This is a genomic window from Phyllobacterium sp. P30BS-XVII (assembly GCF_014138335.1).
GTDB classification, from domain to species: domain Bacteria; phylum Pseudomonadota; class Alphaproteobacteria; order Rhizobiales; family Rhizobiaceae; genus Phyllobacterium; species Phyllobacterium meliloti.
The window spans coordinates 67,144-79,982 of the sequence record NZ_JACGXO010000012.1 but is presented as its reverse complement, the minus strand read 5'-3'; the positions used below and the strand labels follow the sequence as shown (position 1 = coordinate 79,982).

Annotated in this window: 14 protein-coding genes; 3 read left to right on the top strand and 11 right to left on the bottom strand. The window is 55.7% G+C overall.

The window, feature by feature from the left end; genetic code table 11:
* Window positions 1–16 precede the first annotated feature (16 nt).
* Genes FHW17_RS23930 through FHW17_RS23920 form a run of 3 tightly spaced genes read left to right on the top strand, consistent with a single transcriptional unit; the run spans window position 17 to window position 3,546 of the window.
* The gene (locus FHW17_RS23930) at window positions 17–940 is read left to right on the top strand and encodes an ABC transporter permease (protein ID WP_182510969.1); all 924 of its coding nucleotides are present in this window, start codon (window positions 17–19) and stop codon (window positions 938–940) included.
* 4 nt (window positions 941–944) lie between these two features.
* Complete coding sequence (locus tag FHW17_RS23925) at window positions 945–1,799, top strand: ABC transporter permease (RefSeq protein WP_112529431.1); 855 nt, start codon at window positions 945–947, stop codon at window positions 1,797–1,799.
* A gap of 16 nt (window positions 1,800–1,815) precedes the next feature.
* Window positions 1,816–3,546, top strand: a complete 1,731-nt coding sequence (locus FHW17_RS23920) for a M14 family metallopeptidase (RefSeq protein ID WP_182510968.1) — start codon at window positions 1,816–1,818, stop codon at window positions 3,544–3,546.
* 3 nt (window positions 3,547–3,549) lie between these two features.
* On the opposite strand, the gene FHW17_RS23915 is transcribed toward FHW17_RS23920, so the two are convergent.
* The 11 genes from FHW17_RS23915 to pcaD form a co-directional block, all read right to left on the bottom strand.
* Window positions 3,550–4,356: an alpha/beta hydrolase gene (locus FHW17_RS23915; protein ID WP_112529427.1), complete on the bottom strand. Its 807-nt coding sequence runs from the start codon at window positions 4,354–4,356 to the stop codon at window positions 3,550–3,552.
* A 69-nt stretch (window positions 4,357–4,425) separates the two neighbouring features.
* The gene (locus tag FHW17_RS23910) at window positions 4,426–5,145 is read right to left on the bottom strand and encodes an ABC transporter ATP-binding protein (protein WP_182510967.1); all 720 of its coding nucleotides are present in this window, start codon (window positions 5,143–5,145) and stop codon (window positions 4,426–4,428) included.
* Complete coding sequence (locus FHW17_RS23905; protein ID WP_182510966.1) at window positions 5,126–5,890, bottom strand: ABC transporter ATP-binding protein; 765 nt, start codon at window positions 5,888–5,890, stop codon at window positions 5,126–5,128. Before FHW17_RS23905 ends, FHW17_RS23910 begins: the two co-directional genes overlap by 20 nt.
* Window positions 5,887–6,849, bottom strand: a complete 963-nt coding sequence (locus tag FHW17_RS23900) for a branched-chain amino acid ABC transporter permease (protein ID WP_246707019.1) — start codon at window positions 6,847–6,849, stop codon at window positions 5,887–5,889. Before FHW17_RS23900 ends, FHW17_RS23905 begins: the two co-directional genes overlap by 4 nt.
* Window positions 6,850–6,895: 46 nt before the next feature.
* Complete coding sequence (locus FHW17_RS23895; RefSeq protein ID WP_182510981.1) at window positions 6,896–7,759, bottom strand: branched-chain amino acid ABC transporter permease; 864 nt, start codon at window positions 7,757–7,759, stop codon at window positions 6,896–6,898.
* Between the two features lie 58 nt (window positions 7,760–7,817).
* On the bottom strand, window positions 7,818–8,990 hold the full coding sequence (locus FHW17_RS23890; protein WP_182510980.1) for an ABC transporter substrate-binding protein: 1,173 nt from the start codon (window positions 8,988–8,990) through the stop codon (window positions 7,818–7,820).
* Window positions 8,991–9,120: 130 nt separating this feature from the next.
* A complete protein-coding gene (locus tag FHW17_RS23885) occupies window positions 9,121–10,194 on the bottom strand; it encodes a 3-carboxy-cis,cis-muconate cycloisomerase (protein ID WP_182510964.1) in 1,074 nt (357 codons plus the stop codon).
* A 21-nt stretch (window positions 10,195–10,215) separates the two neighbouring features.
* Window positions 10,216–10,830: a protocatechuate 3,4-dioxygenase subunit alpha gene (pcaG, locus tag FHW17_RS23880; protein ID WP_182510963.1), complete on the bottom strand. Its 615-nt coding sequence runs from the start codon at window positions 10,828–10,830 to the stop codon at window positions 10,216–10,218.
* On the bottom strand, window positions 10,830–11,570 hold the full coding sequence (gene pcaH, locus FHW17_RS23875) for a protocatechuate 3,4-dioxygenase subunit beta (protein ID WP_182510962.1): 741 nt from the start codon (window positions 11,568–11,570) through the stop codon (window positions 10,830–10,832). The genes pcaG and pcaH overlap by 1 nt, the downstream gene beginning before the upstream one ends.
* Window positions 11,571–11,600: 30 nt before the next feature.
* Window positions 11,601–11,987: a 4-carboxymuconolactone decarboxylase gene (gene pcaC, locus FHW17_RS23870; protein ID WP_182510961.1), complete on the bottom strand. Its 387-nt coding sequence runs from the start codon at window positions 11,985–11,987 to the stop codon at window positions 11,601–11,603.
* Window positions 11,984–12,790 (bottom strand): 3-oxoadipate enol-lactonase, encoded by an 807-nt coding sequence (pcaD, locus tag FHW17_RS23865; RefSeq protein WP_182510960.1) that lies wholly within the window; start codon window positions 12,788–12,790, stop codon window positions 11,984–11,986. Before pcaD ends, pcaC begins: the two co-directional genes overlap by 4 nt.
* Window positions 12,791–12,839: the final 49 nt, after the last annotated feature.

Sequence of the window (12,839 nt, the reverse complement as noted above, 5' to 3'; positions counted from 1 at the left end):
ATTGAAGGATAGAGACGTGGCTGGTTTTCTGATCAAACGGTTTTTGCAGGCGATATTCGTCGTCATTGTTGTGACGCTCATCGTGGCATTTGCCATCCGCCTTACCGGCGATCCGGCATTGATGCTCACACAAGGGGCGGGCAGTGTCACCGAAGATGACCTTATTCGCATTCGTGAAGCTCTTGGCCTTAACCAGCCATTCCTGGCGCAATATTTCGGATTCCTGAAAGGATTGTTCACCCTCGATTTCGGCCGCAGTTTCCTTGGCGGAACCAAAGTCTCCACTCTGCTCGCAGCCGCATTGCCCGCCACACTGCTTCTGGCGTTCTCTTCTCTCATCGTTTCCATCGCCATTTCCATTCCACTCGGCATCAAGGCTGCAACATCGCGCGGCAAATGGGCGGATCAGCTTATCCGCATTCTTTCGCTCGTCGGCCTGTCCTTTCCGAATTTCTGGCTGGCGCTGATGCTGGTGCTGCTGTTCGCAATCACATTGAAATGGCTGCCGCCCAGTGGCATGAGTGGCTTTGAAAGCTTCATCATGCCCGCCGTCACCATGGGCATTATCCTGACAGCCACCAATGTGCGACTGGTGCGCACGGCCATGCTGGAAACGCTCAGCGCACAATATATCATGGTTGCCCGCGCCAAGGGTCTCAGTGAGAATGTCGTGCTTTACAAGCATGCGCTACGCAATTGCGCCATTCCGCTGATCACCTATTTTGGCTTGCAGTTCGGGGGCCTTCTCGGTGGTATCGTCGTAGTCGAGCGCGTTTTCAACTGGCCGGGTCTCGGCACACTGGCATTCGATGCGGTCGGCGCGCGTGATTATCCCGTGCTACAGGCGGTCATCACAGTCCTTTCCCTGATGATCATTGGCGTCAACCTTCTCGTCGACATTGCCTATGGCCTTGTCGATCCGCGTATCCGGACGGAGTAAGCCCATGTCTGTCACAACGACAACTCCTCGATTTGCGCGGTTCCGCAATCTGGAATTCATCCTCGGCGCTTTGCTCGCAGGTGGCATGTGCCTTGCGGTCATCTTCTCCAGTGTCATCTTTCCCGGCGGCGCTGAAAAGATCGACCTGATGGCACGGCTGCTCCCACCCTTCGTCAAATGGACACATCCGTTTGGCACCGATCCACTCGGCCGTGACGTGCTGGCGCGTGTCATCACCGGCGGTAAGATTTCCCTGCAGGTAGGTTTTATCTCCGTGGCCGGTGCCGTCGTCATCGGCGTCGTGATGGGCCTGATCTCGGGCTATTACAGGGGCTTCTGGGATATGGTGGTCATGCGCTTTGCCGATGTGCAACTGGCTATGCCGTTTATCCTTCTTGCCATCACCTTCATTGCCATTGCAGGTGGCGGGCTCACCAACATGATCATCCTGCTGATCGTGTCGCAATGGGTGCAATATGCCCGGCTGGTACGCGGTTCGGTGTTATCCCTGCGCGATCGCGAATTTATCCTCTCGGCCCGTGCCATTGGCGTGAAGGACTATCGCATTCTGTTCCAGCATCTGCTGCCCAATCTCATCGGCCCGGTCATCGTGCTGATGACGCTCAACGTTGCCACCAACATCCTGCTCGAAAGCAGCCTGACATTCCTTGGCCTCGGCGTTGATCCACTTATTCCGAGTTGGGGTGGCATGCTGGCTGACGGGCGCACCTATTTGCAGAATGCCTGGTGGGTCAGTGTGTTTCCCGGCCTCGCTATCCTCCTGACCGTACTTGGTCTCAATCTTCTGGGTGACTGGCTGCGCGACAGCCTTGATCCCACCGGAAGAACATCGCGCTAATCAACAGTGAATCGAAATGACAGTCATTTATGAAGGCGGTTTTGACCGCACCCTCGATCAGCTCCTTAACACTTACGGCAGGACTGCCGCGCGCGGCACCCGTTTTGAAGCATGGCTGTTCGAGGACGCGCCGAGCCGCCGAGCCGCCGAGAAAAAGCTGGCCGCTTTTGGCGTTGAGGCCCGCTTGCGTAGCGGTTACAAGCCACTGCTGCATTTCTTCCTTGAAGAGGTGGATTTGGATGCGCTGAAGAGCATCTCCATCGCCTATCCCGTGCATGAGAACTGTGCGCAAAACCGCTTTCTGCTGGAGGCCTATCCGCTGGCTGCCCTGACCGGGACGGCGGAATTGCGTTTCGAAATCGGAAGTAGCGCTCCATTTACCTATGACGTGGCATTGGTTTACAAGGATGGCAGCAAGGCAGAACATAAGGTTTTCGCACCAAACCGTATTCATACGGATTTCATTGGTGAAACCCTTGTCTCGCCCTCAGGCTGGATCAAACTAAATGGCGCGTTTGAAGGCACAAGGCTTGAAACGGACTATGAGGCTCTGTTTGCTACCGCCATGCGCACGATAATTGATCACGATTGGGGCAGCACCGAGCCCTATTTCGATGAGCTGAATATCCGCGCGACGCTTGCAATTGCCGACCAGCCATTGCCTTTCGGGGACGAGGTCATCAGTCTGCGTGAAGCGCTACACGAGGACTTCTATTTTTCGCTGCTTGAAGTATTCCAGAAAAAATCTGGCCGCCCGCTGGGTGATCGCGGCTTGCAGCCGGGACATATCGTTCCAGAAATCATTCAAGGTGCGGGAGCACCTACATTGCGGATCGAGACGCGTCAGCTTTATACAGTGGAAGCAAAAGGTGGACTTCAGCCGTTGGCAACAGCCCACGCACCCATTTTCGTTGAGCAGGTTCGCGCGGAACTCGCCAAGATCGACGGCGAAACCTTTGAGGCGCAGTCCCGTGCCGGGAGGGCGGTTCAAGCCCGCTATCACAAGGGAACAGATGCTGCTGTCATGATCAGCGGCGGCCAGCACCCGAATGAATCAACAGGCATTGTCGGTGCCCTGCGCAGTGCCTTGGCGCTTGCCAAACGTCCCGGCGCGCACTTCACCGTTTCACCACTGGAAAATCCGGATGGTTATGCGTTGCACCAGCGCCTTCGCGTCGACAATCCCCGGCATATGCACCATGCGGCTCGCTATACGGCGCTTGGTGATGATCTGGAATACCGCACTGGCACCGAGTTGCGCGAGAAGGCAATCCGCGTTGAGGCACAGCGCCTGAGCGGCGCACAATTGCATATCAACCTGCATGGCTATCCCGCCCATGAATGGACCCGCCCACTATCCGGCTATGTGCCGCGCGGCTTTGCCATGTGGACCCTGCCAAAGGGCTTTTTCCTGATCATGCGGCATCAGGAGGGATGGGAAGAACGGGCCGAGCGTTTCATGGATTTGGTGACAAAACGGCTGGCAGCAGTACCGGGGCTTGTTGCCTTTAATAATGAGCAGATCAGGCTTTACGAAATCCACGCAGGCGAAACCGGCTTTCGCATTATCAATGGCTTTCCCTGCATGATCTCTGTCGATAGCAGACACGACGTGCCCCTTACATTGATCACTGAATACCCTGATGAGACCATCTATGACGAGGCCTTCATTGCTGGGCACACGGCACAGATGGAGACAGTTCTCGCCGCCTATGACGCGTTTCAGACGATCGAGGCGCTGGCTTAACGTTCACCGCTGATTGATCCCCTTGAGGAAGGCGAGTACGGCATTATTGAACAATTCCGGCCTTTGCAGCGGCGCGAAATGGCTAACGCCGGCGAGGGTGATTAAAGCTGCTCCCGGAATGCTCCGGGCAAGGTATTCTGCATGTTCCGGCTTGATGAATTCATCATGCTCGCTCTGCACAATCGTGACAGGCACGCGAATAGCCGCCAAATCCTCAGCCATGTAATTTGGTTCCGTCCCCATCATCAGACTGACCGCATCGACAAATGCCTGAAACGCATCTGGCGTAGCGGAGAGTTCGGCGTAGTCCCTGGAGTGGCGAGAAAAACACCTGTCAACAACCGGAGTAAGCACAAATTCTTTGGTGCCGCTTGGGTCCATATTGCAGCCGAAGAAGAAAACGCCATCCACACGATCAGGTGCCTTTGACGCAAGGACAAGAGCGATGCATGCGCCATCGCTCCAACCCACGAAAGCCGCTTTTTCAAGATGCAAAGTATCCATAACGGCCACAACATCCGATGCCATCAATTCATAGGTATAGGGTCGTGAATCGCGTGTGCTGCGGCCATGTCCCCGACTGTCGATAACGATAGCGCGGTAGCCAGAACTGGTGAGCGCGGGTATCTGGTAGCCCCAATTGCCACTATGGCCGAGGCCACCATGCAGCAGGATTACCGGAGCGCCTGCCCCATAGGAAGCATACCAAACCTTGGCACCATCGTGTTCGATATGGCCTTGAACTGATGTCACCGGCAGAGGCGCCGCACCATGAGCCTCAAAGCTCTTCAAATCGTCGTCGTGTTCCATTCTGATTGGTCCCCGCTGAGGAGCAAGATTCAAACAGCGCCTGACGACACTTGCAAGGAGGAAAATATTTCAGTGAGCCAGACTTGCGACACCAAGCAATTGATCAACAGTATCCCTGTCCTTCGATAGTTGATCGGATGAACCGTCCCAGACAATGCGACCCCGCTCGAGAATAATGACACGTTCGGCAAATTCCAGCGCGCTTTGAATACGCTGTTCGACCAGCAAAATTGTCATTTCGTCGCTTGAGGCAAGGCGCGAAAACGCAGCCATGAGTTCTTCACAGATGACAGGGGCAAGTCCTTCCAGCGGTTCGTCCAAAAGGAGCAGGGAAGGGCGGCCAAGAATGGTCCGCGCTGTCGACAACATCTGCTGCTCACCCCCCGATAGTTTCGAACCGGAGTTTGCCCGCCGCTCGTAGAGACGCGGGAACATGTCATAGGCTTCCTGCAATGCGCTGCGCGGCCTGCCTTTCAGCCCGACAAACAGGTTTTCCTCCACCGTCAGCGAGGGAAAAATGGCACGCGATTGCGGTACAAAACCCAAACCGTTCCGGGCGCGGGCGGCGCTTTCCAGAGCAGTTAGATCGCTATCGCCGAGTTTGATGGTTCCTTCGTAGCGTTTTGTCTGTCCCGCAAGCGTGGCAAACAATGTTGTCTTGCCGACGCCGTTACGGCCAAGCACGGCAACACGAGACCCGGCTTCAGCCGTGAAGGTGATGTTTTCAATGACCCGCGTCGGGCCATAACCCGCGCTGAGATTTTTGACTTCAAGCTGCGCTGCTGGCATGGGCATAGCTCCCCAGATAGGCTTCGCGCACCCGCGCATCTTCGGTTACCGCGCGCGGCGAACCATCGAAGATGATCTCTCCGGCGGCCAGCACCACAACCCGTTTGGCAAAACGAAAAACAAGATCCATGTCATGCTCGATCATCAGCACCGCGAGATCATCGGGCAGTTGAGCAAGGGCGTTTTCAATCAGGAATGTATCACTATGCGGCACACCTGCCGCTGGCTCGTCCAGCAGCAATACTTTTGGCCGCAAAGCCATCGCCAAGGCGATTTCCAACAGGCGTTGTTGACCATAGGCGATTTCACCCACTGGCACCGTGGCCAGCGCGCCGAGATTAAGCGTATCAAGGATCGAACGTGTCTCCCGCACAACCTGCGGCATGGCATGGAAATTTCCCGCCAAGCGTCCAGTTTTGCCTTCGCGTTGCAGGATGGCGAGCGCCACATGTTCCTCAGGTGTCATTTCCGAAAAGAGCCGTGTGACCTGAAAGGACCGCACAAGCCCTGCCTGTACGCGCCGCATCGGGTTGAAGCGGGAGATGTCCTCACCATCCATCAGCACCCGGCCGGAACTCGGCTGTAAATGCCCGGTTACCAGATTGACGAAGGTGGTTTTCCCCGCACCATTGGGACCGATCAGCGCGACCCGGTCTCCTTTTGCCATGGAAAGCGAAACATCTTTCGTGACATCCAGCCCGCCAAAGGACTTTTTCAGCCGCTCGACTTCAAAGACTGCACTCATTGGCCGCTCCCGATGAAACGTTTCATGAGGGTTACTGCCGTACCGTACAGGCCTTTTGGCGCGAAAAGCACGACGGCAATCAGCAATGCGCCGACAATGGTCAGCCAGTGGAATGGGTTTGCGGCGGACACCACATGTTCGAACCACATAAAGACAATGGTCCCGACCAAGGCACCATAGAGTGAACCCGCACCGCCCAGCACCAGCATGACCAGTGCTTCGGCTGAATTGGTGAAGCTCAGGCTGTCCAGCCCAACGACCTGGGTCGAAACCGCATTCAGCGCTCCGCCTACGCCAGCAACGGCACCCGAAATCACATACATCTTGATCAGGCTCATCTTGACCGACGCGCCCATGGCGCTCACCCGGATTGGATCTTGGCGAATGCCGCGGCACAGCATGCCAAAGGGTGAGCGGACAAGGATACGCAGCAGGACAAAAACAAGGATCAGCAGAACAATACCGAACACATAGGCAGTCCGTCCCCAGAGGTCGAAGGCAAAGAGCCCAAAGACCGGATCGGGAGCAATGCCGGAAAGACCATCGCTGCCACCCGTATAAGTAGAAGCTTTGTTGGCTGCTTCGTGGAAAAGATGAATAACCGCGATGGACAGGACCAGTTGAGCCAGCCCGTGACCACGCAGGATAACGACACCCGAGACGAGGCCCGCAACAGCTCCCGTTATCGCCCCGATGGCAACCATGCTGAGTGGTTCTGTGATGCCGAAAGTAACAGCGGCAATACCAGCCGCATAGGCTCCGGCACCGAAAAGTGCCGCATGGCCAAGCGTGGCAACACCGCAATAGCCCGTGACGAGATCGAGAGACAGAACCAGCAGCATAATCGCGATGATGCGCGTGAGCAGCGCCAGATTGTCAGGGAACAGGAAATAGCCGACGACAGCGGCGACGCCAATAATAAGAACACCTGCCAGATCACGCTGCCAAGGGCGGCGCATTGGTTTTGCCTGTTCAAAAGGAGCGGAGATTTCGGTAGCGCTCATATCACTTGGCCCTTCCGAGAAGTCCACGCGGGAAGACCCAGACAATGGCGATCACCGCAAGATAGAAGAAAAACTCACCATATTCAGGAACGAGATAACGTCCCGTTGTGTCAATGGCACCAAGCAGAAGGCAGGCAATGAGCGCGCCCGGAATGGAACCGGCGCCGCCAACCGAGACAACAACAAGGAAAGTCACCATGTAGCGCAGCGCATAATAGGGTTCGACCGGCAGAAGTTCCGCGCCGATGACACCACCAAAGGCGGCAAGGCCAACCGCAAGGGCAAAGCTTGCCGCATAGACAATGCGTGTGCGCACTCCAAGCGAGGCGGCCATGGCAGTGTTATCAACCGAGGCGCGCAGTTTGACACCGAATGACGTGCGCTCAATCAGAAACCAGAGGCCGAGCGCTACGACCACACCGCAGGCGATAGCGAAGAGCTTGTGCGCCGCAATGGTACGGAATCCGAGATCAACCGGGCCCTGCAACTCGGTGGGCAGTGGGATGGTTTTCAATGTCGGGCCGAAGACATAATTGGCAAGGCCGATGACGCAGAAGGTTATGCCGATAGTCATCAGCACCTGTGTCAGTTCCGGCGCGCCATAGATGCGGCGATAAAGGAAGCGCTCCAGCGGGATGGCGATAATGATTGTGCCAATGACAGCCAGAATAATCGCAAAACCATAGGCTAGTCCCAGATCGCGGGCCGCATAGGAGGCAATATAGCCGCCGATCATGGCAAAGGCGCCGTGGGCGAGATTGACGACGCGCATCAACCCCATGGTTACGGACAGGCCGATGGAGATGATGAAAAGCACCATCCCATAGGCGAGCGCGTCAACGCCAATGCTGAAGAAAACCTGCATCAAATCATCCCGGTTGAAACCGGAGCAGTTACCGCTCCGGGCCATTCATCAATCAAAACTACTTTGCCGCCGCCAGACCGGGGTCAGGCTGCTTTTCAAAGGTCTTGATCTCCTTGTTGTAATAGACGCCATCGCTGCCTTTGGCGACTTCACGCAAATAGATATTCTGCGTGATATGCCGGGTTTCGGGGTCAATAGATACGGGACCGCGCGGGCTTTCCCAAGCGAGGCCCTTCACTGCATCAACCGCTTTCTTGGCGTCCTGCTTGCCGCCTGTTGCTTCGATCATCTTGTAAATGACGTGCATACCGTCATAGGCACCCACGGAAGGGAATGACAGCTCTGCCGGATTGCCAATGGCTTTGCGCGCAGCCTCGACAAAAGCCCGGTTTTCAGGCGAGTCATGCGCAATGGCATAATGGAATGTTGTGAGAATACCGAGCGCCGCATCGCCGAGCGCGGGCAAATCGGATTCCTGCGTCAGATCGCCGGGTGCGAGAAACTGAACACCGGCTTCCTTCAGGCCATTCTCATTATAGGCTTTGACGAAACCGAGCGTCGTTGGGCCCGATGGCAGAAACGCAAAGACAGCCTGCGCACCTGAGTTACGCACCCGTTGCATAACCGGGCTGAAATCATTGGTCGATAGCGGCATGCGGATGGATTCGACCACCTCACCGCCTTCCTTTTCGAAGGTGGTTTTGAAAGCGTTTTCCGCATCAACGCCCGGACCGTAATCACTGACCACGGTGATGGCTTTCTCCACACTGCGCTCACGCGCAATCTTGGCCATTGGGGCTGAGGTCTGCCATGTGGTGAACGATGTGCGCACCACATAGGGGCTTTTGGTGACAATGGCTGATGTGGCGGCGTTCATCACCACGAGCGGCACATTTGCCTGCTGCAAAAGCGGCGTCACGGCCATCGCATCCGGGGTAAAATAGAAGCCCGCGAGATATTGCACACCTTCCTTGACCACCAGTTCCTGCGCCAGCGCCTTGGATTGAGCCGGATCAGCCTGCGGAACATCGCGATAGAGCACTTCGATTGTGTCATTGCCGATCTTGTTGCCGTGCGTGGCAATGTAGGCGTCAATGCCAGCCTTGAAGTTCTTGCCCTGAATGGCGAACGGGCCCGAGAACGGGCCGACCACACCAATCTTTATCACATCCGCATAGGCGGCACCGCTGAGCAGCATGGCTGCCGCTGCAGCCAGAATAAGCTTTTTCATCATTCCTCCCTTTGATCCCCTGCCGGCCAGATTATTTCTCCCATCTGGTCCGTTTGGAATGTTTCGTTCAATGTCTCACACCAGTTGGTAATGTAAAATGAAAACTATGCGCCTTTGCATAATCCCCAAGTTATGATTCTTCGGAAACAGTGCTGTTCCTCAATCTCTCTATGGAAGACAACAAGCTGGCTGTTGTCTGCAACGATGACACGGTTGTTGTAACCATGGATGGCAGGATCAACCATTCCAGCGTCCATGCGGACCCTGATCGTTCCTGTTCATGTACAAGCGCCTGATGCATGCCGGAAAGCTGCACGGCGTTATAGCGGGCAAGCGTGACAAGCAGTTCCGCCTGAACCGGATTTTGCTTGTGTGGCATCGCCGACGAACCGCCACCACCACTGAGGCTGATCTCGCTGCCGGATTGTGCAAGCAACGCAATATCCTGCCCGATTTTCCCCAGACTTCCCGTGACAAGCGAGAGGAGACTGGCGAAATCGGCGATACGATCCCGCTGGCTGTGCCACTGTGGTGCATCATGTAGGCCGAGCGCTGCCGCTAGCCGTTTGCGAACCGCAGCCGCCTTGCCGTCAAGCTTTTCCAGCGTGCCAGCCGCGCCGCCGAATTGAACGACAGGAAATGACTGTGTGAGAAACGCCAGCCGCTGTTTATCGCGCAGCAGCGGTTCGCGCCACGCTTCGATACGATCATGTACAGTGATAGGAATTGCCGCCTGCATACGCGTATATCCCATCAGGCTATTGCCGCCAAACGCAGTATCAATGCGATTGAGCCCGGTGATTATATCATCGAGCCCACTATCCAGATGAAAGAGCACCGGCTTCAAACGGATCATCAGGCTCGTATCAATGACATCCTGACTGGTTGTGCCGAAATGCAGCGCGTTCCGATGTTCTTCTGGAATTGCCGCACGCAGTTTGCTTATGAGTTCCGGCACAACAACGCCATCGCGTGCAGTGGCGGTTTTCAAGGCCATCATATCGGCCACGAACGATTGACAGGCACTTGCAATTGCCTGTGCGGATTCAGCAGGAATTACACCCTCGTCGGCTTGAGCCTGAGCCAGCGCTGTCTCGAAATCAAGCATGGCCGCAATATCGACATTGGCCGAAAACCAATCGCTTGCCGCCTCATTGCCGAGAAGGCCTGATAGAAACGGATGATCAAAGGGAGAGATACTCATTGGTCAGATATCCCTGATATCTCAGATATCGAAGAAGACAGTTTCCTTCTCCCCCTGCAGATGGATATCGAAGTGATAGGTCGAACCATTCTTGCGGGCGAGAAGCGTTGGCACACGATTGCGATGCTCGATCCGCTGAAGCACCGGATCTTCCGCATTTGCGGCTTCCTCATCGGCAAAATAAAGACGGGTCTGCAAGCCAATATTGATACCGCGTGCCACGATCCATAGCGTCACATGCGGCGCCATCAACCGTCCGTCCTTGTAAGGCACACAGCCGGGCTTGATTGTCTCAAAAATATACTCGCCGGTTTCCATGTCGGTTGGACAGCGGCCCCAGCCGGTGAAATTAGCATCGGCAGTGCCACGCATCTCCGATGGGCTATTGTAAAGCCCCTTCGCATCTGCCTGCCAGATTTCAACAAGCGCATCACGCAGAGGCGTGCCCGTACCGTCAAAAATACGACCGCGCAGGGTAACGCGTTCACCCAATGTCTTGTCATTGACCATGGAGATACCAAGGTCAGTTTGGTAAACACCAGGGATCCCGGAGAAATTCGGGGTACAGCCAATATGCACATAGGGACCGGCTGTCTGCGACGGTGTTTCCTTGAGAAAGCCCAGAGACTGCACCATCAATTGCCCTCCAGACGGTTTTCGAACAGCGTGGAGCGGCGACCGCGCAACACGATATCAAACTTGTAGGCGCGTGCATCCATTGGGATGGTGTTCTGCCGGTCAAGCGCGGCAATCAGTTGTTCAATGGCCGCCTTGTCAGGGATCGATTTGACGATTGGGCACTGCCAGATCATCGGATCGCCTTCGAAATACATCTGCGTGATCAGCCGCTGTGCAAACCCATGGCCGAATACGGAAAAGTGGATATGCGCCGGGCGCCAATCATTGACCCCGTTCGGCCAAGGATACGCGCCGGGCTTTACTGTGCGAAAGCGATAATAGCCATCTTCATCCGTAATTGTTCGCCCGCAACCGCCAAAATTCGGATCAAGTGGCGCAAGGTAGCCTTCGCGTTTATGGCGGTAACGCCCACCGGCATTGGCCTGCCAGAATTCGAGTAAAGCACCGGCCACACCAACGCCGCGTTCATCGATAACGCGGCCATGCACGATAATACGTTGGCCGATGGCGCTTTCACCCGGCTTGGCAAAATTATGGATCAAATCATCATCAAACTCGCCGAGCAGTGAATGCCCGAACACAGGACCGGTGATCTCAGACAGTGTATTATCCAGCGACAGCAGCGCCCGCTGCGGCGAGCGCACAACACTTGTCTTATAATCGGGCGTATAGGCAGGCGGATGCCATTGCCTGTCGCGCTGGAAGAATGCGCCGGTTTCCGGTTTTCTATTGGACATTGCTGCCTCCCGTCACGCTGCCTGTTCGGCTTACAGTTCCTTATAGACCTGCTTGGCCAGCTTGATCGCATGATTTGCCGCCGGAACACCCGCATAAATTGCAACGTGCAACAGTGCCTCGCAAATATCATCCTGTGTCGCACCTGTATTGGCAGTGGCGCGGATATGCATGGTCAGTTCGTCGTCCTGGCCAAGTGCTGCCAGAAGCGCAATCGTGACAATCGAGCGCTCACGCTTGGTCCAGCCGGGTCGGGACCAGACATGCCCCCAGGCCGCTTCCGTGATCAGGTCCTGAAAAGGCTGATCAAACCCGGTCTTGGTGGTTTCCACCCGGTTGACATGTTCTTCACCCAGAACAATCCGGCGTGTCGCCATGCCCTGCAGATACCGGTGTGAAGGGGTAGCTGCGTCCGTCATGATTTTCCTCCAAGCTTGAATTCGTCAATAAAGGCTCGCATCACCGCTACCAGTGTTTCCGGTTGCTCGACGCAGGGAATATGACCCGCATCCTTGATGACTTCGTAACGCGCCCGTGGAATGAGTTTTGCCAGTTCAAGCACCAGATCGGGTGGGGTCGAGCCGTCCTGATCGCCGACAATGCAGATTGCAGGCACAGCGATGCGTTTTGCCGCTACGGTGAAATCCGCATCCCGCAGAGCAGCACAGGTGCCGCTATAGCCACTCACCGGCTGGCGAACCACCATGTTGTGATAGCCTGCGAGATCATTGGCGCGCTCTTTATGAAAAGCCGGTGTGAACCAGCGCTGCAAAATACTGTCGGCAATCGACGCAATACCGCTTTCGTTCACCGCATCAATACGCGCATTCCAGAATTCCGCTGTGCCGATCTTATGTGCCGTATCGCACAGGATCAGTGCCTGCACTAATTCGGGCCGGTTCGCATAAAGACCCTGCGCCACAAGCCCGCCAACCGACAGGCCGCAAATGATCGCATCCTTGACGGAGAGATAATCGAGCAAGCCAGTCAAATCCCCGACATGATCGTCGATGGTGTAAGGCGTGCTGCCAGTATCCGACAGACCATGGCCGCGCATATCATAGGTAACAATGGCGAACTCACCGACGAGCCGGATAATCACATCCCGCCAGATGCGAAAATCCGTTCCAAGTGAATTGGCGAAAACCAGCACAGGCTTACCTGCGGGCGCACTGATCAACTGATAATGCAGCGTGACGCCATTGATATGAGCAAATTGCACCGAAACCCTCCCGGATAACTTATATGGACAATGGATTATGTATTTGGTT